This is a genomic window from Faecalibacterium sp. 9, from assembly GCF_048320955.1.
Taxonomy (GTDB): domain Bacteria; phylum Bacillota; class Clostridia; order Oscillospirales; family Ruminococcaceae; genus Faecalibacterium; species Faecalibacterium wellingii.
In genome coordinates this window covers 295,296-316,069 of record NZ_JBLWGB010000003.1, presented here as the reverse complement: position 1 = coordinate 316,069, position 20,774 = coordinate 295,296, and the positions used below count along the sequence as shown (strand labels likewise).

Sequence of the window (20,774 nt, the reverse complement as noted above, 5' to 3'; positions counted from 1 at the left end):
CAACATTTTCAGGAGGAAAATCATGGTGGGAGAAAACAACAAGGTCGTCATCGTTACCGGAGGAAGCTCCGGCATCGGACGGTGCACGGCATCCGCTCTGAAAGAGAACGGCTGCATCGTCTATGAGTTCAGCCGCAGAAGTATCCCTATGGAGAGTGTCACCCATCTGTCTGTCGATGTGACCGATGAAGATGCGGTCAACGCCGCTGTGCAGCAGGTCATCCAAAAAGAGACCAAAATCGATGCAGTGATCAACTGTGCAGGCTTTGGCATTTCCGGTGCGGTGGAGTTTACGTCCATGGAGCAAGCCAAAGCACAGTTTGATGTGAACTTTTTCGGGACAGTCACTGTAAATAAAGCAGTTCTCCCCTTCCTACGCCATCAAGGGAAGGGGCATATTGTGAACATCAGCTCTGTTGCTGCCGTAGCGCACATTCCGTTCCAGACCTTCTACTCTGCAAGCAAAGCCGCTATTTCCTCTTACTCCTATGCGCTGGCAAACGAAGTCAAGCCCTACGGCATCCATGTTACCGTCGTAGAATTGGGTGACATCTGCACCGGGTTTACAAAAGCACGTCAGAAAAGCATTCTCGGCGATGATGAATATGGCGGGCGCATCTCCCGGAGCGTCAGTCAGATGGAGCATGACGAGCAAAACGGCATGGACCCGGCACGCATTGGACGGTACATCGCCGGTATTGTGGAGAAAAAGAACCCGGCAGTCGTTTACGTTGCCGGCGCACAGTATAAATTCCTGAGCCTTTTGTGCAAACTCCTGCCTGCCGCAGCACGCGGAAAGATCGTGGGGAAAATATACGGGTAACAGGCGCATTGCTCCGCAAAGCTGCTATATAAACTAATATCCGTATTTTGTGGACAATGAAGCGGAGCTTTTCGCCCCGGAGTCCGGAAAAAGGGCAAGCCCTCCTTCATAAATTGCAGTAAACCGTTTATGATGCTTTGGGGAGGGGTCGGCATGTTTTTATCTCTTCTGCAATTTTTTGCCACAAAGTTTCTGGTTCTGGCGCTTCATCTGGAGAGCGGCAGCTTTCCGCGGCCCCTCTCTGCCCAGGAGGAAGCCGAAGCCTTTGCCGCACTGCGTGCTGGTGACCCTGCCGCACGGGAAAAGCTGATCCGGCACAATCTGCGTCTGGTGGCACACATCGTAAAAAAATACTACGCCCTGCCCGGCGATCAGGACGACCTTGTTTCCATCGGCACCATCGGCCTGATGAAAGCGGTGGACACCTTCGACTCTGCCCGCCGGACACGGTTTTCTACCTACGCCAGCCGGTGCATTGAAAATGCTATCCTCTCCCCAGCGCACTTTGGAATGGAAAAGAGAATCCACCTCTTTCACGCAATGACGCATCTACGTCAAAATGGATTTTTTGGAGCCGAGAGAGCGGTCACCTTTTTCTACTTCAAAAAGTATCATGTGAGGGTTGTGGTCTAACCCCTCTATACATCTTACAGGTAACTTTGGCAGGCCCCTGCACCACCGTAGAGGCGCAGGCGTTCTACCGTATGTACCGCTCTTACGCCGACATCCCGGACCCATGGGACCGTCTGCGTTGGTGCCGCTATGGTCTTGACCTGCTGCAAAAAGAGGTTGCTGCCATGGTTGGCATGGAGGAATGGCTCTATCGGGATCTGGAAAGCGGCACATTTCACCGCAGCTTTACGCCGGAACTTGCGGACAAGCTCGCCGCCCTTTACGGCATCCCGGTGGAGGACATTCTGGACGACTACACCCTGTTTCTGCACCGGGGCGGCGGAGACTTCCTCCGCAGATACCGGGAGGCAAAAGGCTGGAACCGTCAGCAGCTTGCCGACCACGCAAAGGTCAGCCGGACAAGCATCCGCTGCTGGGAAAGTGGACAAAAGACCATCAGTCAGAAGTGCTTTTGCCATCTGGTGGAAAACCTTGGTTCCGATTTTCCATCTATGCTTCGCATGTGAGGTATGGCAATTTTTCTCCGGGCAAACGAAAAAGCTCGTCTGCAAGCCACGATATGTGGCAGCGCAGACGGGCTTTCGTTATGGAATCATCCTGTTTCAATTATTCTGATATTCGCTCTGACTTACATGGCGTTCCGTAAAACACGCAGTCGTTCTTCAAACGTTGCTTTCCATGCCGGATGCTCGGAGAATACGGTGTGCTCCACCTGACGGACTTGGTTCAGTCCGATGTTCCGCACCGCTTCCACTGCAGCATCTTTTTGGCTCAGATGGCGTTTTCCCACGGTCAGACAGTTTGCGCCTTCTGGCGTGTCGTACTGCTGAAACGCCCGGTTGAAGTCCATCAGGTCATGCAGACGGATGGGCTGATTGGTTTCGTTGTCTACCAGCAGACCCCAATTTTCCCAATGACGGTCGGTATTGCCCACCAGATAATCCAGAATGTTCATCATATAGTAGCTGGGAGCATCCAACTCTAAGATCTTATCCAGCGTGTTCCAATCACGGTTCGTGCAGTAGACGTCATAGGCTGCATAGGTCACAAGACTGTATCGCTGAGATGTCATGATTTTGCTGATAGAAACCGGCTCATTTTCAAACATCCCCTGCTCATACAGTACCTGATGGCAGTCAAAGCACCGGCAGATTTTGCTTGCCAGCACTTCACGTTCCACCGCTTCCCTGCCACCATCCTTGTAAAGATAGAAGCCATCCTCTTTTCGCACCCACGCCTTGGGGTACAAGCCGCCCGTAGACAGGTCATTTGCCAGAAGATGGGCGTTTGTCACCGTCATTTGGTGCCCCCGCAGCGCAATATCCACAAGCGCATTGCTTAAGGAGTGTGCAAAAAGGTTGATATCCTCGAATCGAATCTTCTCGTTTTCTTCTTTCACCCAGAACACATCCAGCAAAGACAGACAATGGTAGGATAATGCAATCTGTGCTCGTTCCCTGTCCGTAACACTCTGAGATGCACCGATACTGTTCAGGATTTCCTTGGCGTAGGTGCGATCCAACGTCAACATCCGGGAGGCGCACCAATAGTAAAAGTTCGTTACATTATTGATGCGCTCGTCAAAATCATCCGATTCCACCAGAACCAGATCATAGGGCATGAAATCCTCGAGGCAGACCCTGCATTCCCCTGTCGTGCTGAGTTGTGCCACACAGCTTTCCCGGTGCATGATCTCGTAAAACATGGTTTTCATCCCTCCCTGCGCTCTGTGTCTTGCTCTGTATTTATATTACCTTCTTTTTTCACGGGACGCAAGAGCTTTTACTTTTCAAAAAGCTTTTTCTGCTGCTCCATCAGGACGGTTTCGATACGCTCTTTCAGCAAAAAGTGGAACTGTTTTGCGTGTTATGCAATGCCATAGGATACCATATTGGCCGCCAACAATCAATGATTTTATTTTGTCAGCAAAATTCCAAAAACTTATGTAACACAAAAAGCCCCACGCTCAACACTGCCTCTGAATCCGACTATCTCTGGTCAGAGCAGAAAAGCATATGTTGAGCGTGGGGCTTTGTTTATCGGCTCGGCTGCCAGCCGGGCTTTTGGTGTTCTTTGGGTTTGTAGGTTCCTTTGGTAGTATCGATCACCGCCTGCAGCAATTCGAGCTTCTGCCATGTGGGGCAGTTCAGACGGTCGATTTTTTCGATCACATAGTTGGCGTGGGCGGTTGCGACCCGTTTTCCGAGTTCGTCCCATCCCTCTTTCGTTTTGGGGTAATGTACCACCACTTCAATGGGGGCACTCTTTCGCATGGCTCACTCACCTCCGGTTACATCGCTATCACCTCATTTTTACGGGTTACTGGTTGTCCGCTATTCGCTGCGGTTTCCGCTCAGAACGTTCAGAGCCAGACTGACCAGCAAAGCCATGTCAATGCGGAGCATTTCAGCCTTGCTGGCATAGCCCATAAAGCGTTCGATGGTTTCTCTTAATTTGCCCCCGGCACCCCTGAGAAAGGGAAACATTCAGGCGTTGGATTTGCACCACTCCATTGGCCTCTCGGCCACCCCGTCTTCTTTATGACCGGGCCGCGAATTACGGAAGTATCATTATCTGGAAGTACCTGAAGCTGCATATTCAATTTTCAAGGTCCGCCCGGCTGCGGCTCCCGCTCCCTTTCGGAGGTGGGCCGATGCCGTGACAATAGTGTATCGTACTTTCGAGCAAAAGTTTATGGACTCGTAGTCCAAGTCACCCACCCTCTTAGTCCATGTATTGTATACAACAGTCCCAAAAAGCAAAAAAATCCCGCCTGAAAAGCAAAACCTTCGCTTTGCCCTCAGACGGGATGTCTTTCGACACGACTGTTAGCTAAATCAACCAATAAAAGCCTCCGAATCTCTTTCTTATTAGGAAAAGATTCAGAGGCCTCTGTTTTACGATTTTTTCGGAATAGCGGCTTTCACCAGCAGCATCATGGGACGGCGCAGTTCATCCTTCATGCCGTAAACACTCAGCATCTCTGCAGAGGTTCGTTGTCATATTCGCTGGTATGGAGTGGTTTCACTGGCTGCATTGAGCTTCTGATAACATCCAAAATAGTCTGATCCGCCGGGAGCCACGGAACGGAATCAATGTCATCTTTTGTCAGCCACCGCGCGGCTTCCGCTTCTTTCAGAACAAGATTGCCAGAAACCACTTCACACCAGAAGCAGTCCATGGAAAGATGAAACGCCGGATAATCATACTCGATTGTCCCAACTAGATTCCCCACGGCGATTTCCGTGTCCAGTTCTTCTTCTATTTCCCGCTTCAGAGCCTGCTGCGGGGTTTCGCCCGGCTCGATTTTGCCGCCCGGAAACTCCCACTGGCCTTTATAGTCGCCATAGCCACGGGCGGTAGCGTAGATTTTGTGCTTTTCCTGCATGGAGTCGCAGATCACAGCGGCCACAACACGAATCGTTTTCATAACGTTCTCCTTTTGGATTCATTATAATGGCCGACCGTCAGAAGTCCCACCGACACGATAGAACACCCTGTTTCCTGCTTTTCTTGCAGTAAGCAGTCCCATCTCATGGAATTTCATCACAAACGTCCGAATGGTTGCATACGCAGCGTTTCGGAAATCCTTTTCCAGCTGCTTTGTGGTAAACTCCTCTGCACCATAAGCAGACAGAACATACTCCCAGAGCAGCCGTTCTTTTTCTGTGATTTTTCCTTCCGCAAGAGCAGTTTGATATACCTCAAGATCAGTTTTCGGCGGGACTGCATCCACCTGCAGGCGGTTATAGACCTCATTGCAGAAGTAGAACAGAAAGGGAGTCACATCCGTATAGCCGGAAATCAGAGCATTTCTCTCCACGCGTTCGTAGGCTTTGTAATATGCGTCCTTGTTTTTAGCGATGTATCGGGAAAACGGCGTGAACAGTGCCGCAGGATAGCCCTGCTGAACAAGATACCAGAGGTGGAATAGCCGTGCAGTGCGTCCATTCCCGTCAAAATAGGGGTGGTAGTACGCAAAGGCAAAGTGCAGAATGGCAGCCTTATGCAGCTCATTGATGCCGTCATTGGCATTCGCAAAATCGACAAGACATTTCATGGCACCGGGAAGCCGCTCTGCCGGAAGTCCCGGTCTGGGTTCTTCACCGCCCACAATAAAAACCTCGCCATGCCGATAAAAGTGGTTTGGCAGTAATCGATCTTCATCCGGGAGATAATCCCCTGTGCTGATCTGATATAGGTAATGCAGATTCTCCTCGGTGATCCTATTCTGACGATTCGCGATAAACTCCAGTCCGCGCTTCATACCATAGATGCGGGCTTCTTGTTCATCACGAGGGGCATAGCCATCGAGGATATAACGGATACTGCTGCGGGTCGAGCGGATACTTTCAATTTGAAAAGTCGCATAAATTTCCTCGGTCATCGCCGACAAACCGAAGTTTTGTCCACTGACAGGGACAGAGAGCAACTGCTTCATACCATTTGTTGAAATTTGCGCGAGGTTCGGCAGGTAAAACAGCTTATTTCCAGAAAAATCAGTCAACGGCAGAGGCTGCGCAAAGTTTTGCCGCAGCAATTCGGCAAATTCTTTGACGCTGACAGTCGAGTACTTGTATTCCATCCGATTGAGTTCAAACAAATGCTTATCTGAAAGCATTTTGGCAAACTGTGCCCCATCCATTCTGTCCACCTCGCAGTTGATACTTATTGATACTATATAGTATCAATATATCGATCCTTTATAAAAAAGTCAACCGAAACAGGCCGAACCAACTTTTTTTCCATACTCCCCGTCAAAATTCCCGTGGTTCCGTCACGAATCACATCTCCATCGGCTTATTCCCCACTTCGTCCAGATACGCATTCAAAAATTCCGCTGCAAGGCTGTTGGGACGGATGTTTTCTCTGGCTTCCTGTGGGGTGAACCACTTGCAGCGGTCCACTTCGTGGTTGATATGCAGCGCCTTTGCGGTTCTGACGAAAGCCGTAAAGTTGCACATCAGCGTGTTGGACGGCTCAAAAAACTTAGTACGGTTGAACCGGAGGTGCTCTACTTCCAACCCGGTTTCTTCCCGGACTTCCCGCACCACGGCGTGTTCTTCTGCCTCACCGCGGTTCACATATCCAGCCACCAGAATATAAGAGGGCTTGCCGTACTGCTGGATGAGCAGAATTTTCCCGGTTTCCTCATCCACAACAATCATGCTGACTGCCACATTGTACATCGGGAACCGGTATTGCTGGCATTTCGGGCAATAAGGCACAATGCCCTCTTCTTCCAGTTCTTTTTCAATCAATGCCGTACCGCATTCAAAGCAATGCTTCTGAATCATTTTTACACTCCAAACACTGTTTTCGTCAGCCGGATACCTGCTGCCGTCTTCATCGTATGTTCCATAAAGGTTCGGATTGCCTGCTGGTCGTACCCGCTTTCGGACGCATTGACGATATAATCTGCCTCAATCAGAATCTGATAGTCAATGCCGTCGATCTGCGCCGGACTATGGTGGTGCCCTACCAGATAGGCCACCCGGTCGATCTGTTCTGCTGTCATGCCGGTATCCGCCAAGAACTCCCGCACCAGCGGGGCACCCTCCTGCTCCTGATATTTACCATTGGTGTTGCCGTACTTTTTGCGGCAGAGCGGGCAGGCGATATCGTGGGTGATGGCCGCCACCTCCAGAATAAACTGCGTGTCTGCGTCCAGCCCCTCCAGCTCACCAATGGTTTTGGCATAGGTCCACACGCAGCTCAGGTGCGTGATGTCATGGATATTCCCTTCGGAAAAGGCGATCATCTTTTCCATGATCTGTGCAATGGTCATCATTTGTTTTCACTCCCGTTTTTAATACTTAAATGTTCACCTTGATAAACGCGAACTTATTCTTCAAATTTTTTATGACACTTTGGACATTCTTTAGGGATCGGCCTATAACCAACAAGCGAGCAACCGCAATAAGGACATTTCATCATGGTGAGATGATATACAATACCACCAACAGCAACCATTGCACCGATTAGCAGGCATAGGTTTACTCTGTACTCCTTTGCCGTCATTGCTCCTATTACTGCGAGCAATATTCCTATCATCAAAATGATCCAAGAAATGGCAGCCTGCTTTTGTGGGCTATTGTTTTTCATATAATCACACTCCCTCTACAAATTCCGATTCATAAAATCCCCGTCAGCGCCACTGCAACCAGAAGGGACGGCAGCAGGTTTGCCACCTTGATGGTTCTTGGCCACACCAGATTGATGCCCACACAAAAAATCAGAATATTTCCTACCAGCGAGAGATTGTTCAGCACAGCGTCCGTCATAAAGCCGGACAGCACTACCGCAAGAGCCGTCATGGCACCTTGCAGCACTGCCACCGGAATAAATGAAAACACGCAGCCCTTGCCCATGGAGGACGCCATGATGAGCACAATGATAAAGTCCAGAATCGCTTTTGCTACCAGCGTGGAATGGTCGCCGTAGATGCCATCCTGAATGGAGCCGATGACGGCCATGGCCCCGATGCTCACCGTCAGGGATGCCGACACGAAGCCGTTGACGAACTGGTTGTCGCCGTCACTGCCAGTCTTGTGTTTGAGCCACTCGCCAAAGCGTTCAAACTGTGCATCCAGATCAATAAGTTCACCCAGCAGCGCACCCAACGCCAGCGATAGAATCATGACCATAGAACCACCGGTGCTCAAAGTTCCGTCTGGCCTAACCGTCAGCATCTTGGAGAGCGTTCCCGCCGCTCCCAGAAACACCACGGAAAAGCCCGTGGCTTTGATGATTGTATCCTGATAGCGCTCTTTCAGAAAGCGTTTGAACAGAATCCCCAGCACACCGCCTATCACAATGGCCAGCGCATTGATGATCGTTCCCAATCCCCGCATTTTCGTTTTTCCTTTGCTTACTGATTCCTGTATTTGTTTAAGACTTCATCCGGGATATGACAGTAGCTGCAGTCTTCCGGGTACCGCTCCAGATGATGCTGATGCTCCTCTGCACTCCGGACATAATTCGTCAGCGGCAGCACTTCCACAACGATTTTATCCCGGTCCTTCCGGCTGTCAATAAAGGCTCTTGCTTCTTCCAGATGTCCGGGATTTGTGCTGTAAAGCCCCGTGCGATACTTTTTTCCAACATCAACGCCCTGTTTGTTCAGGCTGTACGGGTCGATGATTTCAAACAGATGCTCCATAAGCTCTGTAACACTGGTACATTTCTCATCAAAGACCACTTTAACGCACTCTGCATATCCATCATACGGGCCGTCCAGCGTGTTTGTTGTTCCGTTGGCTCTCCCGGCTTCGGTCGTCCGTACACCGGGCACCGTGTCAAAAAAATGCTGGACGCCCCAAAGGCACCCGCCTGCAATGTATACCGTTTCCATACTCTTGACTTTCCTTCTTTTACTGGTACAGTTTGCATCCATGCTCTGTACTCCTTACGGTTTCCTTGCTAGCTGCAAATCGATCCATCATACCAACTCACAAAAAGTGCTTCCGCACCATTGCAGAGTAATTATCATATTGTTGAAAGCCATATCGCTCATAAAATGGGATCGTTTTAGGATCAGACGGCATAACTTTCACATACAGAAGATTTTGATAGAAACTCATGATCCGTTTCATCAGCTCATCTCCAATGTACTGTCCCTGATAAGCAGGGTCCACCAAAAGATAATGCAAAAATGCGACTGTTTCTCCATCATCAAGCGCGCGAACCAGCCCGACCAGCTTATCACCATCCCATGCAGAAATAACTCGTGTGGAATTGTGCATCGCACGGACAAGTTTTTCGGGATAATTGCCGGATTCCCAGTGAACGGATAAAAACAGTTTCTGCAATTCATCGGCCGTGAAATCTTTTGTTTGTTTATACTCGATTTCCATGATGCACCCCTTTATAACTTCCACAAACGTGAATTTAGTAACGCAAAAGGAAGTATATGACATACACCCAACTAAGTAATCCATGAAAAATCGCCCAACCGACAGACTTCCACGCTGTATAACTAATAACCATAGCTAATGCACTTCCAAAAGTTATTCCTGATTTTACCGTTTTCTTGACATTCGTTGATTTATTATCTTCCATATTTGTTTCCTCCACAAATTCTAAGTTGTAAGTTTCTTTACTATCATATCTTTAAAACTTGTTTTGCTTTCGCATTAACAAATTGGATAATTGGGCCTGAAATGATAACTGTAATAAGCGTGCATACACCAAACTTTCCGCCAAACAAAACACCTGTAACAACAACCAAAATATCCAATGCCATTCGGACAAATTTAATCTGCCAGTGATTTTTTTCTGCTAAAGCAAAAGTGACTGCCTCATAGGAGCCTCTACCAAGGGATGCCGACGCATATAGTCCTGTTCCGACAGCAAACAAAACCACTCCTAACAACATAATTAAAAAATTGATCCACTTATAGGTACTGTAAATATGGCAGTTAGCAAACAAATCTACACAGGTACTGTATACAATCTGGTACAACACAGTTCCTATATGAATCTGACTTTTATCGTAAATGAGCGCAAACAAAATCATTCCCAATGCTACAACAAAAGATGCTGTGCCAATGCTTATGTGAAATGTTCTTGCAATCCCCTGCCACAGCACCGCAAGCGTAGCTCCGCCAAATCCAGCATACAGTGCAAGTGTAATTCCATAAGCCGCAATTATAGAACCTATTACAAGGATTGCCAATTTCTTTAGTGTTTTTTTATTGTTATTTTTCATTGACTTTTAATAATTCACTCCTCGTATAATTTTCTTTGGGTTTAAAGCATCCCGTTAGCAACCGCTCTAATTTATTTAATACCAGCAAATTACTCTCCTCCACAAATTCCGATTTATCAAATAAGAATTTCCGTCAATTTTTCTCTTGATGCGGCTCGCTTCTAAGAGTAGGAGCGAACTGTTCTGTTGCCGGAGACGGACCATTCGGGTCGGTCTCCGGCAGTATTTTTGTTATCGCGTATTAAAAAACAGCCGGAACGACTTTCTGCTGCGCTACATCGATGATGCCGTATGTATTCAGTCTGAGTTTGGGAATGACCGGAAGGCTGACGAAGGCGAGGGTCATAAAGATGCCGATATCTTCCGCTACACCATGTGCCTTGAGGGCATCGTTCAGCGCCTGCATTTTCGCCGCAACGCTCTCTGCGCTTTCGGTGCTCATCAATCCGGCCACCGGAAGCGCAAGTTCTGCCACGACCTGTCCATCTGCCACAAACGCAAGTCCGCCTTTGTTTTTCCGCACAGTGTTGCCGGCCAGCATCATATCGGTATCGTTGTCCCCTGCCACAATCAGGTTATGGGAATCATGTGCAATGCTCGATGCAACGGCTCCGCATTTCAGGCTGAAGTTTCCTAAAAAGCCAATGCCCACATGGCCGGAGTGATGATGCCGCTCAAAAACGGCCAGTTTTACGATGTTGTGTTCCGGGTCCACACCGGGAGCTTTGCCCGGATGCCGTTGGAACGGGATGATTTTTTCCTCCGTAAGCAGCTCGCCCCGGTTCAGGCAGATGACACGCTCCTGCTCCCCGCTTTCCCGAAGTTCCAAATCCTCCAGTGTGATCTCATCCAGATCAAAGGAATCCATAACGTGGGAAAATCTCACACGGTCGATGTCAAGCGGTGCGGATTTCAGCGTTTTTCCGTGCTCGGCCACCAGCGTGCCGTTCTTGTAAACCTGTTCGACCGTAAAGGATTCCAGATCAGAAACCACAACCAGATCTGCCCGGTACCCCGGTGCTACGGCACCGCGCTGCTTGAACCCAAAATACTGTGCCGGGACCAGCGTTGCCATTTTGACGGCCACTGCTGGGTCTGCGCCCAGCCGGATCGCTTTACGGATGTTGGAATCGATGTGGCCGCTGTCCAGCAGGTCACCGGGGTGCTTATCATCCGTCACCAGCATACAGCGGCTGCAATAGGGCTCCCGGAACAGCGGCATCAGGGCCTCCATATTTTTGGCAGCCGTTCCTTCCCGGATCATGATGTATTGTCCGCGCCGGAATTTTTCCATGGCTTCCTCGATGTTGGAGCACTCGTGATCGGACTGAACGTCTGCCGCAATATAAGCATTCAGTTCCTTATCGCTCAAGAGCGGTGCGTGTCCATCCACGATCTTTCCCGCTTCGGTGCAGTCGCGGATCTTCTGCAGGATCTTCGGGTCACAGCGCACCGTTCCGTAGGCATTCATCAGTTCCGCAAGCCCCAGCACGCGGGGATCGCCGTAGTAAGGCCGGAGCTGTTCTGCGTTCAGCACCGCACCGGATTCATCCAGATCCGTGGCCGGAACACAGGAGGGCAGCATGAAATAAACCGAAAGGGTCAGATTTTTTGTCGTTTCCAGCATAAAATCCAAGCCTTCCAGCCCCGCAACGTTCGAGATCTCGTGTGGGTCTGTGACCACCGCAGTGGTACCGTGGGGCAGCACTGCCTGCTCGAAAGCCGGACCACAGAGCATGGAGCTTTCGATGTGGATATGCCCATCGATCAGGCCCGGGCAGACATATTTGCCGTGCAGATCAACTTCTTTCCGGCCATGATACATGCCCACGCCCACGATCGAATTTCCGCTGATGGCAATGTCAGCGGTGTCGATCTCATCGGTAAACACATTGACGATTCTGGCATTTTTCAAAACCAGATCGGCCAAAGCATCTCCTCTGCCTGCCGAGATCCGGCGTTTCAGCTCATCAGACTGCATAGAAACATCTCCTCTCTCTGAAGTTCGATTTTCTCACCTGTGGATTGGTTCTGCCCTTATTCTACCACGCCTTGCCGCTGCGGAAAAGATGCCAGGAACAAAAATGGCCCCGGAGGGCTTGTTACAGCTCTCCGGGGCCACTTTATGTGCGTTGTGCCTTGGCGCAGACCGTCAGCACTCCACGGTCACCGCACTGCCCACTTCTTCCACGATGCCCACCATCTCATGGCCTACCGTGATGCCGGGCACGGCCCGGGGCACGCTGCCGTGCTTGATGTGCAGATCGCTGGAGCAGATACTGGCAAGGGTCACCTTTACAATGGCGTCCCGCTCGTGCTGCAGCACCGGCTTTGGTTTTTCCATCAGGGCAAACTTGCCCTTTGAAACATAGGTGTAGGTCAGCATGCTTTTTACCTCCATGCGCTTTGATCTTTCCGGACTTGAGTATACCACGCAGCTATGGCAAAGAGTAAGCCGCAAAAGGCCCGCCCTTTGCGGCAGCTCTCCGCCGATCAGATCTTGGGCTGATACTGCATGCTGGACACATTGTAAATGGTAACAAAAGCCTTGGGGTCTTCCCGGTTGATAAAGTTCATCAGCTTCTGATATTCGCTCTTGTCCACGATGGTAATGATCTCGTTGTGCTTTTCCAGATTGTATGCACCGATGGCCTCGTACATGGTCGCACCGCTGTGCAGGTCATGGAGGATGAACTGACGCAGCGCCTCCTCTTTTTCGGTGATGATGCAGACGCGGCGTTTGATGCTGTTATCAAAGATGAAATGGTCCAGCACGATGCCGTTGAAGTAAGTACCGAGGATACTCAGCACCACGGTCTTTTTATCGTAGACCAGGGCCGCGGAAAGCGCCACACACATTCCCGACAGAGACATGGCTTTTCCCAATTCCATGTGCAGGTACTTGTTCATAATCTTTGCCACGATATCCAGCCCGCCGGAGGATGCATTGCGGTTGAACAAAATACTCAGCCCGATGCTGACCACCAGAATATAGCACAGCACGTCCAGCTCCTGACTGCCGGTCATCGAGCCGAACTCCGGGAACAGCTTTTCAAACAGCCCCAGAAACACCGGCAGCAGCACACTGGTGTATACGGTCTTTGCGCCAAATTCTCTGCCGCAGGTAAAGAACCCGATGATGAGAAGCACGACATTCAGGATCATCGTAATGACCGACAAGGGCAGCGGCACAAAATTGGACAGCACGATGCCAAGGCCGGAAATGCTGCTGACGGATGTATGGCTCGGCACCAGAAAAAAGAAAACGCCCGCCGCAATGATCGCCACCGCCCCGGTCAGGACTGCCGTCTCCCTCAGGACTGCGCCGGTCTTTCCTTTTACATCACTCATCTTTGTCCCCCTAAAATCAAATTTGTTTCACCGATCTCCTCATCTTTGTCGATGCGGACAAGGAGCTTACCGCCAAAGCGTTTGTATTCCATAGTGAAGTACCTCCATAAATTCCGAGTTGCTGTTCTCAGTATACCATGATTTTCCCTTGCGGAAAAGATAGCGAAACAAAAATGCCCCCGGAGGGCTTGTTGCGGCTCTCCGGGGGCATCTTATGTGCGTTGTGCTTTGGCGCACACGACCGGCGTTTTACTCGATTGCAATCAGATTCGGGTTCTCAGGCAAAGCCTTCGTCTGCTGAGGAGCAGGCAGCTCGATGTGCAGGACGCCATCCTCGAACTTTGCGTGGATGTCTTCCTTCTTCACATCGCCCACGTAGAAACTGCGCGCGCAGGTGCCGGAGAAGGATTCGCGCCGCAGATAGCGGCCCTTCTTATCCTTTTCATCGTTGCTGTGGCTGCGCACTGCCTGAATGGTCAGGTAGCCGTCGTTCAGATCCATCTGAACGTCTTCCTTCTTGCAGCCCGGCAGGTCAACCGCTACTTCGTAGCCGTTGTCCGTCTGTTTGACATCGGTCTTCATCATGTTTGCACCGCGCTTACCAAAGGTATCACGAGCCTCACGGTTCATCATACGTTCCAGTGCAGCGTCATTCCAGAACGGATCGAAGAAATCATCGAACAGGTTTTCATGGAAAACAGTCGGCATAAGCATAAATCATTCCTCCAATCCCGGCGTTCGGGTCGGGGCAAAAAATCTGAAGCGTCCATTCAGAAGGGCTTTCCGGGGAGCCTAGCGGCTCTCCTTTTGCCCTTCCTCCTGAGCACGCCACTGTTATAGCACCGTTTATTAGCAGTGTCAATAGAAGAGTGCTAAAATTCATGAAAGAATAACACTTTTATAAAATCCTATGCAATCTTTTCAAAATTCAGTCGTATCATCGTGTTTTTATCATTTCTGCCGGTACATCGGCGTAGACAGATATTTCATGCCGTTGTCCGGGACGATGACCACGATGTTCTTTCCCTGATTCTCCGGTCTGTGGCCCACCTGCACCGCTGCGTGCAAAGCCGCTGCTGCCGATGTGCCTAGAAACAGTCCTTCCGCCCGCAGCACCTCATGGGCCGTTTCGTAGGCTTCCTCGGTGCGAACATTGATGCACGCATTGCTCCAGTCTGGCCGCAGATAGTCGGAAAGTGCGCTTTCCGGCACATCATACGCCGGCAAAACGCCATCTATGATCTGCGCATCCGGGTGCTCCGGGGTCAGGCGGGAGTCCGGATGGGGCTGCACCAGAACCACTTGCAGATTCGGGTTGCGGCTGCGCAGATAACTTGCTGTGCCAAAACCCGTGCCGCCGGTGCCCGCCATGCAGACCAGAATATCCACATGGCCTTCTGTATCATTCATTTCAACTCTTTGATTTCCGGGATGGATGCCGCTGCACCTTTGCGCTGCACGGCAATTCCGGCTGCTTTGGTAGCAAGCCGCATGGCGTCCTCTACTGAACTGCCGCTGCAAAGGCCCGCCAGAAAATAGCCGCTGTAAGTGTCCCCGGCAGCTGTAGTATCCACGGCCTGCACCTTTTCGCAGGGGACAAACAGCCGCCGCTCCGCATCCAGATAGTAGCTGCCCGCACTCCCGGCTGTCAGAAGCAGACGGGTCTGCGGGTATTTTTCGTGCAGCAGGGTCAAAACAGCGTCCGCTTCAAAGGTCTCGGTTCCGGCAAGGGCGCAGGCTTCCACCTCGTTGACACAGAGCACATCCACCAGTTCCATCGGGTAGGTCAAGATGCCGACATCGTAGGGTGCGGCATTGAAGAAAATGGAAAGCCCCTTTTTCTGTGCGGCCTGCATCAGGTACGGCAGATTGGAGATCTCATTTTGCAGCACTAGCCAGTCGCCTGGCGAAAAGGCTTTCAGCGTGTGATCGATCTGCTCTGTGGTGATCTCCTGATTGGCACCGCCGTAGATCAGGATACAGTTTTCGCCGCGGCATACCTCAATGATGGCGTGGCCGGTGGCAGCAGCATCGTCCTTTATCAGATAATCTGTATGAATACCATTTTGTTTCAGGTAATCCACAAATGGTTGTCCATCTGCGCCGACACGACCCGCATGGTATACTGACAATCCAGCTCGTGCAAAGGCGATAGACTGGTTTGCGCCTTTCCCTCCAAAGCCCCGCTGCATGGACTTGGCTGCAAGGGTCTCTTTGGGCGCGAGAAAGTGCTCGACCTCATAGGTATAATCGTAGTTGAGGGAACCAAACGAAAGGATTTTCATGGTATATCTTTTTTACTCCATTCTCTGAATCACCGCACCCAGCCATCGGCACAGGGTATCGCCTGCCTGATTTGCGATCTCCAGCACACGGGCGTGGCTATGCTTGACCGTCTGGATGCCGGTGGCCATGTTAGTGATGCAGCTGACGGCCAGTACCTTCATGCCCATGTAGTTGCAGACCATGGTTTCCGGCACGGTGCTCATGCCCACGGCATCGGCTCCCATCCCCGCAAAGGCGCGAATTTCAGCCGCCGTTTCATAGCAAGGGCCCATAAAGCCCATGTAAACGCCCTCCTTGTAGGCAATGCCCAGTTCATCGGCGGTATGCTTGGCAAGGTTCCGCAGTTCCAGACTGTAAGGTTCGGTCATGTCCGGGAAGCGGGGGCCGAAGCGCTCATCGTTGGGGCCAATGAGGGGGTTCGTGCCCATCATGTTGATGAAGTCGGTAATGAGCATCAGGGTGCCCGGCGCAAACTCCCGGTTGATGCCGCCGCATGCATTGGTCAGCACCACCTTTTCCACGCCCAGCAGCTTGAACACATAGAACGGGTAGCAGACTTCCTTCATGGAGTAGCCCTCATAGAAATGGAAGCGGCCTTCCATGGCGTAGACTTCCGTGTCCCCCAGCTTGCCAGCCAACAATGCACCTTTGTGTCCTGCCACCGTGGATACCGGGAAGTTGGGGATATCCTTGTAGGACAGTTCTTCCGTGTCCGTAAAGTCCGCGGTCAGCTTGCCAAGGCCGGAGCCCAGCACCACCGCGATCTTCGGGCGCTTTTTCGTGTGCGTCTTGATATATTCCGCACTTTCCAGTGCCTTTTCATAAAGATGTTCCATACCGTTCTCTCCTTTTCCCAAAAAATTCGATATACTCTCTGGGTTCAGTATATCGGATTTTTCAGGCCGATGCAAGACGCCCTCCATCGAGTCTTATTAAAAACCAAGGAGCAGATACTTCACATCACGAGTGTGTTGTATCTGCTCCTTGGTTCTCCGAATGTCTTATCTCTGGCCGATGTTCCACCGAAACAGCTCATATCCTTCCCGGATATCCTCTGGCAGACGTTTCAAAGTCTCGTCCCGCAGTTCCTGCGGCATCCCGTAAAAGGCTTCGGCAATGCCGCCGGTAATGCAGGCAAGGGTGTCGCTGTCACCGCCGAGGGAAACAGCATTGCGCAGGGCATCCTCAAAGCCGGTGCTTTCCAGAAAGGCAATGATGGCCTCCGGCACGGTCTGCTGACAGGTCTCCACATGGCGATAGCCCGGACGAATTTCATCGCAGGTGCGGCTCAAATCGTAGCCAAAGGTCTGCTCCACATAAGGAATCCGATTGTCAAGCACAAATCAACGACATTTCATACAATTCATACTATCATGTTGTCAGTCCACATCTCACACTGGCTAATGACCGTGCTGATTGCCGTATCATAATCTTCCGGTGGATACTTATATTTTTTCAGCAAGTGCTTCACCATCTTACGCATACTTGCGCAGGCAGTTTCTTTTTTCTGCAGGTCTATTACGCTTGCATTACTGAATTTCTGCGTTTCCAGCCATCTCCATTGCAGCGTTCGATTGACACAGGCTGAGTTATCGGCAGATACAGCAAACACAACGGGCGGCTCTGGTAACAGAGCTGCCCGTTGTGTTCGTTTATGAAAAGGAGAACTTAGATCTCATACCACTTGATCTCGTTGGCATCCAGATGCAGAGCAAAGCTGCTGCCGTCTGTGGTGTAAACGGTGGTGTCCTGCGGCTCGTACGTGTTGTTCACCACACAATACTTGCCGTTCTTGACGTAGGCGTGAACTTCTACATTATAATTGGAGCTGAACCATGTATGCAGTTCCTCCTCGCTGTGGGCACTCCACAGGATAGCGCGGTAAAGGGTGCGGCTGTTGGCAAAACTGTAAGGCACACCGCTGATGTACACGGCACGACCCTTGCCGAAGTCGTGTGCCGCCATCTGCACTTCTTTGTTTCGCTGCACCAGCACTTCGGTGCCCTCGAGGGCGTAGATGTTCTTTTTGCCCTCGCCAAAGTCGATGGGCCGGTCGGCATCCTGCAGAATGAAATGGTCCGGGTGTTCTTCCCAGTTGTACTTGTCGTAGTTGAGGGTGAAGCCGTTTTCTTCCTCCACGCCCAGCACGCTGGCAAGCTGGAGAATGTGGCCCTGATACGGGTGACCGGAAGGCTCACCCACGCCGATAAAGCCGCCGCCGTTCCAGACGAACTTGCGGATAGCGGAGGAGATCTCCGGGTCTTCCCACCAGATGCCGCCGGTGTGTGCGGTGTCGGCATCGCCGACATTGATAATGACATCCAACGAATCCAGCAGATGCGGGTCGTTCTTGATATCCTCAAAGCTGATAAACTTCACATCAAAGGGCGCACCGGACAGCATCTCAATGACACCGGCATAGCTATAGTTCTGCTTGTAATAGAGGGCGTGATGCACCATGTGACAGCCCCAAGCCCGCATTTTACCCCAACAGTTCAGCACGGCCACTCGCTTGACACAGTAGGGTGTGGTGCCCTTGATGTTCTCGTACAGTTCGCGGAACTCGTTGCAGACGCTCTCCACGTAGTCCACGAACTCCGGGAACTGCAAGGCCAGTTTCAGATAGCCGCCATAGCCGATGCGGTCGATGGGCTTGCGCAGGATAGCGCGGCGGGCTGTAACCCAGTTCTCCTTGGCTTCCCGCACGGGGTCGCCGCCCTCGTGGAAGGTGTCGGGGAAGAAGTACGGCAGGAAACGGCCCTCGGTGTACTTCACGCCCTCAATGTCAGAGATCAGGCGCAGGGTGGAGCCGTTGCCCACGCTGCCCACCACGGCATCCAGCCCGATGGTCTTGAACTCCGGCATAAAGGGTTCGGTGCCGATCCAGTGATCGCCGAGGAACATCATGGCTTCGCACCCGCACGCGTGGGTGATGTCCACCATCTCCTTGGCAAGCTTTGCCACCTCGCGGCGCTGGAAGGCCTGAAAATCCCGGAATTCCTTGCTGGGCACCCGGTACTGGTTGTTATAGTAGCCCTGATCGATGATGTACTCCGGGCGGAACTTGTAGCCCACTTCCTGCTCAAACTGGTTGAGGATATAAGGGCTGACCGAAGCAGAGTATCCATACCAGTCCACGAACTTCTCCCGCTTCAGCTCGTCGAAAATCAGGGTGAACTGGTGGAAGAAGGTGGTGTAGCGGATGACATTAACATAGGGGTGCTCTGCAATGAACTTGCGCAGGCGCTCCATGGAATACTTGTGGGTCTTGGGCTGACGCACGTCAAAGGTGATCTGGTGCTCAAAATTCGTCCAGCCGTTGGTGGTGGCGTTGTACATATGCACCGGGTCCCAAATGAGGTAGGCAAGGAAGCTGACCGTGTACTCGTGGAAGGGCACGGCCTGCACGGTCACGCTGCCGTCGGCGTAGCTCCACTGCTCCGGCGGCACGGGCTGACCGGTGGTTCGATCCATGACCTCCCACCAGCGGGTGATGTCGTCGTTGGTGTTCACCTGCATCAGCTCCGGGCTGATGCCCTTCATCAGCGGGATGGTCACGGTGTCGCCGGGGGCGGTGTAAAAGCCGGTCATGATGTAGCACTGCTGCACCTCGTCCGGGTTTGCCTTTGCCCATGCGTTGTCCTTGCGGGTGGTATAGTAGGTGGAGTAGATCTTGGCATCCGCATCCTTGAGCTGCTGCGGGAAGTCGGTGCCGTCGCAGTCGCGGATGGCATCAGCACCCCACTTTTTTAAGATCTCCAGTGTTTCGGGCACAACGTCCAAGTCTGTGGGAATGGTCACGCGCCCGGTCTTTCTTATTTCATCCATGGGAAACTCTCCTTTTGCCTCTCTTTGAATCGTAGGGGGGTCAATCGTAGGCGGCGTTATACAGCGCCAGCACAGCCAGCAGCAGCGCTACGCCCACCAGCATGATGCCAAGCCCTGCCAGCTGTCCGGTCATTTTCCAGCCGGACACCACCAGCACCAGTGCCAGTACGAACAGCACCAGCATCAGGATCATGCGCAGGGCGGGATGGTTTTTCCAGTATGCTTTCATCGTTTGTCACCTTAACCTTTCAGGCCGCCCACGGTCATGCCCTGCGTCAGCTGCCGCTGCACGCAGATGTACAAGATCAGGGTGGGCAGCATTACCAGCACAAGGCCTGCGTACATGGTGCCGTACTGGGCGGCGCTCTGCTGCGCCTGCATCAGGTTCAAAAGACCTACCGGCAGGGTGCGGGGTGCCTTGGTGGAGCTCATCAGGGTCATGGAGATGATATACTCGTTCCAGAAGGACAGGAAGTTGAACAGGATAATGGTGATGATGGAGGGCTTTGCCATGGGGAAGATGATGCGGGTCATGGTGGAAAAATAGCTTGCACCGTCGATATAGGCGGCCTCCTCAAAATCGTGGGGCAGGGTGGCAAAGTAGCCCGACAGCAGGTAGATGGTAAAGGGCAGCGCGGTGGCGGCGTACACCACCGCCAGCACCACCAGATTGTTCAGCAGAAAGCCGCTGCCGAAATGGCCTTTCAGCCACACATCGCCGTCCCGCAGCATCAGAAAGATGGGCACCACGATGTAGTTCACGTTGATGAACAAGCCCGCCATGAACAGGGTGTTCAGCACCTTGCACCCCTTGAAGTGAAAGCGGGACAGGCAGTAGGCGGCGGGCAGGGCAACGACCAGCAGCAGCGCCAGCGCCAGCGCGGTGACGATGACCGAGTTGAGCATATATTCGCCCATTTTCGCGCCGTTCCATGCGTTGACAAAGTTCTGCCAGTAGAAGCCGGCGGGCAGTGCCCAGGGGTTGCCGTAGAACTCTGCATTCTGCTTGATGGAGGCCATGAACACCCATGCCACCGGCACGATGATGGTAACGGCCAGCAGAACCAGCACAAAATAGATGAAAAACTTGTACAGACCTTCCGCAGAGCGGGAAGATTTTTCGGTGGTATTCTGCATCTTCTT

At 51.8% G+C, this 20,774-nt stretch carries 26 protein-coding genes and 1 pseudogene; 3 read left to right on the top strand and 24 right to left on the bottom strand.

Features of this window, described 5'->3' with window-relative positions; all coding sequences use genetic code 11:
* Positions 1–22: 22 nt before the first annotated feature.
* The 3 genes from ACKXF9_RS13770 to ACKXF9_RS13760 all read left to right on the top strand — a co-directional run bounded on the left by ACKXF9_RS13770 (position 23) and on the right by ACKXF9_RS13760 (position 1,962).
* A complete protein-coding gene (locus ACKXF9_RS13770) occupies positions 23–823 on the top strand; it encodes an SDR family oxidoreductase (RefSeq protein WP_418266549.1) in 801 nt (266 codons plus the stop codon).
* A gap of 153 nt (positions 824–976) precedes the next feature.
* On the top strand, positions 977–1,456 hold the full coding sequence (locus ACKXF9_RS13765; protein WP_339395924.1) for a sigma-70 family RNA polymerase sigma factor: 480 nt from the start codon (positions 977–979) through the stop codon (positions 1,454–1,456).
* A 26-nt stretch (positions 1,457–1,482) separates the two neighbouring features.
* On the top strand, positions 1,483–1,962 hold the full coding sequence (locus tag ACKXF9_RS13760) for a helix-turn-helix domain-containing protein (RefSeq protein WP_339395923.1): 480 nt from the start codon (positions 1,483–1,485) through the stop codon (positions 1,960–1,962).
* Between the two features lie 122 nt (positions 1,963–2,084).
* Here ACKXF9_RS13760 and ACKXF9_RS13755 read toward each other — a convergent pair whose 3' ends face one another.
* The 24 genes and pseudogenes from ACKXF9_RS13755 to ACKXF9_RS13640 form a co-directional block, all read right to left on the bottom strand.
* Positions 2,085–3,170 (bottom strand): hypothetical protein, encoded by a 1,086-nt coding sequence (locus ACKXF9_RS13755; protein ID WP_339395922.1) that lies wholly within the window; start codon positions 3,168–3,170, stop codon positions 2,085–2,087.
* A 322-nt stretch (positions 3,171–3,492) separates the two neighbouring features.
* Positions 3,493–3,729, bottom strand: a complete 237-nt coding sequence (locus ACKXF9_RS13750; RefSeq protein ID WP_005922522.1) for a hypothetical protein — start codon at positions 3,727–3,729, stop codon at positions 3,493–3,495.
* A gap of 701 nt (positions 3,730–4,430) precedes the next feature.
* Entirely contained in the window at positions 4,431–4,886 is a 456-nt protein-coding gene (locus tag ACKXF9_RS13745) for a (deoxy)nucleoside triphosphate pyrophosphohydrolase (protein ID WP_418266548.1), read from the bottom strand.
* 21 nt (positions 4,887–4,907) lie between these two features.
* Positions 4,908–6,101 carry a Fic family protein gene (locus tag ACKXF9_RS13740; protein ID WP_339395920.1) on the bottom strand — a complete coding sequence of 398 codons (1,194 nt, stop codon included), beginning with the start codon at positions 6,099–6,101 and terminating at the stop codon, positions 4,908–4,910.
* Positions 6,102–6,240: 139 nt separating this feature from the next.
* Positions 6,241–6,753 carry an NAD(+) diphosphatase gene (locus ACKXF9_RS13735; protein WP_005922551.1) on the bottom strand — a complete coding sequence of 171 codons (513 nt, stop codon included), beginning with the start codon at positions 6,751–6,753 and terminating at the stop codon, positions 6,241–6,243.
* Between the two features lie 2 nt (positions 6,754–6,755).
* Positions 6,756–7,247 (bottom strand): HD domain-containing protein, encoded by a 492-nt coding sequence (locus ACKXF9_RS13730; protein WP_005922554.1) that lies wholly within the window; start codon positions 7,245–7,247, stop codon positions 6,756–6,758.
* A 53-nt stretch (positions 7,248–7,300) separates the two neighbouring features.
* Positions 7,301–7,561 (bottom strand): hypothetical protein, encoded by a 261-nt coding sequence (locus ACKXF9_RS13725; protein ID WP_097774716.1) that lies wholly within the window; start codon positions 7,559–7,561, stop codon positions 7,301–7,303.
* A 29-nt stretch (positions 7,562–7,590) separates the two neighbouring features.
* The gene (locus ACKXF9_RS13720; RefSeq protein WP_418266547.1) at positions 7,591–8,310 is read right to left on the bottom strand and encodes a DUF554 domain-containing protein; all 720 of its coding nucleotides are present in this window, start codon (positions 8,308–8,310) and stop codon (positions 7,591–7,593) included.
* A gap of 17 nt (positions 8,311–8,327) precedes the next feature.
* A complete protein-coding gene (locus ACKXF9_RS13715; protein WP_097774964.1) occupies positions 8,328–8,810 on the bottom strand; it encodes a peptide-methionine (S)-S-oxide reductase in 483 nt (160 codons plus the stop codon).
* A 97-nt stretch (positions 8,811–8,907) separates the two neighbouring features.
* Positions 8,908–9,312 (bottom strand): GNAT family N-acetyltransferase, encoded by a 405-nt coding sequence (locus tag ACKXF9_RS13710; protein WP_227621721.1) that lies wholly within the window; start codon positions 9,310–9,312, stop codon positions 8,908–8,910.
* A 34-nt stretch (positions 9,313–9,346) separates the two neighbouring features.
* Positions 9,347–9,517: a hypothetical protein gene (locus tag ACKXF9_RS13705; RefSeq protein WP_172678648.1), complete on the bottom strand. Its 171-nt coding sequence runs from the start codon at positions 9,515–9,517 to the stop codon at positions 9,347–9,349.
* A 43-nt stretch (positions 9,518–9,560) separates the two neighbouring features.
* Positions 9,561–10,166 carry a YczE/YyaS/YitT family protein gene (locus tag ACKXF9_RS13700; RefSeq protein WP_021885137.1) on the bottom strand — a complete coding sequence of 202 codons (606 nt, stop codon included), beginning with the start codon at positions 10,164–10,166 and terminating at the stop codon, positions 9,561–9,563.
* A 241-nt stretch (positions 10,167–10,407) separates the two neighbouring features.
* The gene (gene ade / locus ACKXF9_RS13695) at positions 10,408–12,147 is read right to left on the bottom strand and encodes an adenine deaminase (protein ID WP_418266546.1); all 1,740 of its coding nucleotides are present in this window, start codon (positions 12,145–12,147) and stop codon (positions 10,408–10,410) included.
* A gap of 171 nt (positions 12,148–12,318) precedes the next feature.
* Positions 12,319–12,567, bottom strand: a complete 249-nt coding sequence (locus ACKXF9_RS13690) for an alcohol dehydrogenase catalytic domain-containing protein (RefSeq protein WP_418266545.1) — start codon at positions 12,565–12,567, stop codon at positions 12,319–12,321.
* A gap of 92 nt (positions 12,568–12,659) precedes the next feature.
* Complete coding sequence (locus tag ACKXF9_RS13685; RefSeq protein ID WP_005946315.1) at positions 12,660–13,517, bottom strand: YitT family protein; 858 nt, start codon at positions 13,515–13,517, stop codon at positions 12,660–12,662.
* Between the two features lie 249 nt (positions 13,518–13,766).
* Complete coding sequence (locus tag ACKXF9_RS13680) at positions 13,767–14,231, bottom strand: Hsp20/alpha crystallin family protein (protein WP_097778868.1); 465 nt, start codon at positions 14,229–14,231, stop codon at positions 13,767–13,769.
* A gap of 237 nt (positions 14,232–14,468) precedes the next feature.
* Complete coding sequence (locus ACKXF9_RS13675) at positions 14,469–14,927, bottom strand: pyridoxal-phosphate dependent enzyme (RefSeq protein WP_418266544.1); 459 nt, start codon at positions 14,925–14,927, stop codon at positions 14,469–14,471.
* Positions 14,924–15,802: a ribokinase gene (locus ACKXF9_RS13670; RefSeq protein WP_120080755.1), complete on the bottom strand. Its 879-nt coding sequence runs from the start codon at positions 15,800–15,802 to the stop codon at positions 14,924–14,926. The genes ACKXF9_RS13675 and ACKXF9_RS13670 overlap by 4 nt, the downstream gene beginning before the upstream one ends.
* A 12-nt stretch (positions 15,803–15,814) precedes the next feature.
* Entirely contained in the window at positions 15,815–16,639 is an 825-nt protein-coding gene (locus ACKXF9_RS13665; RefSeq protein WP_418266543.1) for a purine-nucleoside phosphorylase, read from the bottom strand.
* Positions 16,640–16,804: 165 nt separating this feature from the next.
* Positions 16,805–17,143 (bottom strand): ADP-ribosylglycohydrolase family protein, encoded by a 339-nt coding sequence (locus tag ACKXF9_RS13660; protein ID WP_418266542.1) that lies wholly within the window; start codon positions 17,141–17,143, stop codon positions 16,805–16,807.
* Positions 17,144–17,166: 23 nt separating this feature from the next.
* Positions 17,167–17,322 (bottom strand): annotated as a pseudogene (locus tag ACKXF9_RS13655) (type I restriction enzyme endonuclease domain-containing protein); the annotation flags it as partial.
* Between the two features lie 149 nt (positions 17,323–17,471).
* Positions 17,472–19,631, bottom strand: coding sequence for a 1,3-beta-galactosyl-N-acetylhexosamine phosphorylase (gene gnpA / locus ACKXF9_RS13650; RefSeq protein WP_418266541.1), 2,160 nt, complete (start codon positions 19,629–19,631; stop codon positions 17,472–17,474).
* A 40-nt stretch (positions 19,632–19,671) separates the two neighbouring features.
* A complete protein-coding gene (locus tag ACKXF9_RS13645; protein ID WP_005926920.1) occupies positions 19,672–19,860 on the bottom strand; it encodes a DUF6903 family protein in 189 nt (62 codons plus the stop codon).
* Between the two features lie 11 nt (positions 19,861–19,871).
* Positions 19,872–20,768 (bottom strand): carbohydrate ABC transporter permease, encoded by an 897-nt coding sequence (locus ACKXF9_RS13640; RefSeq protein ID WP_291016282.1) that lies wholly within the window; start codon positions 20,766–20,768, stop codon positions 19,872–19,874.
* Positions 20,769–20,774 lie beyond the last annotated feature (6 nt).

What these genes read in the sequence shown, in the direction of transcription:
- ACKXF9_RS13715 (WP_097774964.1), bottom strand. Translation starts at nt 8,810, where the DNA reads ATGGAAACGGTATACATTGCAGGCGGGTGCCTTTGGGGCGTCCAGCAT.
- ACKXF9_RS13755 (WP_339395922.1), bottom strand. Translation starts at nt 3,170, where the DNA reads ATGAAAACCATGTTTTACGAGATCATGCACCGGGAAAGCTGTGTGGCA.
- ACKXF9_RS13680 (WP_097778868.1), bottom strand. Translation starts at nt 14,231, where the DNA reads ATGCTTATGCCGACTGTTTTCCATGAAAACCTGTTCGATGATTTCTTC.
- ACKXF9_RS13710 (WP_227621721.1), bottom strand. Translation starts at nt 9,312, where the DNA reads ATGGAAATCGAGTATAAACAAACAAAAGATTTCACGGCCGATGAATTG.
- ACKXF9_RS13685 (WP_005946315.1), bottom strand. Translation starts at nt 13,517, where the DNA reads ATGAGTGATGTAAAAGGAAAGACCGGCGCAGTCCTGAGGGAGACGGCA.
- ACKXF9_RS13735 (WP_005922551.1), bottom strand. Translation starts at nt 6,753, where the DNA reads ATGATTCAGAAGCATTGCTTTGAATGCGGTACGGCATTGATTGAAAAA.
- ACKXF9_RS13720 (WP_418266547.1), bottom strand. Translation starts at nt 8,310, where the DNA reads ATGCGGGGATTGGGAACGATCATCAATGCGCTGGCCATTGTGATAGGC.
- ACKXF9_RS13740 (WP_339395920.1), bottom strand. Translation starts at nt 6,101, where the DNA reads ATGGATGGGGCACAGTTTGCCAAAATGCTTTCAGATAAGCATTTGTTT.
- ACKXF9_RS13690 (WP_418266545.1), bottom strand. Translation starts at nt 12,567, where the DNA reads ATGGAGGTAAAAAGCATGCTGACCTACACCTATGTTTCAAAGGGCAAG.
- ade (WP_418266546.1), bottom strand. Translation starts at nt 12,147, where the DNA reads ATGCAGTCTGATGAGCTGAAACGCCGGATCTCGGCAGGCAGAGGAGAT.
- ACKXF9_RS13750 (WP_005922522.1), bottom strand. Translation starts at nt 3,729, where the DNA reads ATGCGAAAGAGTGCCCCCATTGAAGTGGTGGTACATTACCCCAAAACG.
- ACKXF9_RS13705 (WP_172678648.1), bottom strand. Translation starts at nt 9,517, where the DNA reads ATGGAAGATAATAAATCAACGAATGTCAAGAAAACGGTAAAATCAGGA.
- ACKXF9_RS13640 (WP_291016282.1), bottom strand. Translation starts at nt 20,768, where the DNA reads ATGCAGAATACCACCGAAAAATCTTCCCGCTCTGCGGAAGGTCTGTAC.
- ACKXF9_RS13730 (WP_005922554.1), bottom strand. Translation starts at nt 7,247, where the DNA reads ATGATGACCATTGCACAGATCATGGAAAAGATGATCGCCTTTTCCGAA.
- ACKXF9_RS13645 (WP_005926920.1), bottom strand. Translation starts at nt 19,860, where the DNA reads ATGAAAGCATACTGGAAAAACCATCCCGCCCTGCGCATGATCCTGATG.
- ACKXF9_RS13675 (WP_418266544.1), bottom strand. Translation starts at nt 14,927, where the DNA reads ATGAATGATACAGAAGGCCATGTGGATATTCTGGTCTGCATGGCGGGC.
- ACKXF9_RS13725 (WP_097774716.1), bottom strand. Translation starts at nt 7,561, where the DNA reads ATGAAAAACAATAGCCCACAAAAGCAGGCTGCCATTTCTTGGATCATT.
- ACKXF9_RS13665 (WP_418266543.1), bottom strand. Translation starts at nt 16,639, where the DNA reads ATGGAACATCTTTATGAAAAGGCACTGGAAAGTGCGGAATATATCAAG.
- ACKXF9_RS13700 (WP_021885137.1), bottom strand. Translation starts at nt 10,166, where the DNA reads ATGAAAAATAACAATAAAAAAACACTAAAGAAATTGGCAATCCTTGTA.
- ACKXF9_RS13745 (WP_418266548.1), bottom strand. Translation starts at nt 4,886, where the DNA reads ATGAAAACGATTCGTGTTGTGGCCGCTGTGATCTGCGACTCCATGCAG.
- ACKXF9_RS13765 (WP_339395924.1), top strand. Translation starts at nt 977, where the DNA reads ATGTTTTTATCTCTTCTGCAATTTTTTGCCACAAAGTTTCTGGTTCTG.
- ACKXF9_RS13770 (WP_418266549.1), top strand. Translation starts at nt 23, where the DNA reads ATGGTGGGAGAAAACAACAAGGTCGTCATCGTTACCGGAGGAAGCTCC.
- gnpA (WP_418266541.1), bottom strand. Translation starts at nt 19,631, where the DNA reads ATGGATGAAATAAGAAAGACCGGGCGCGTGACCATTCCCACAGACTTG.
- ACKXF9_RS13670 (WP_120080755.1), bottom strand. Translation starts at nt 15,802, where the DNA reads ATGAAAATCCTTTCGTTTGGTTCCCTCAACTACGATTATACCTATGAG.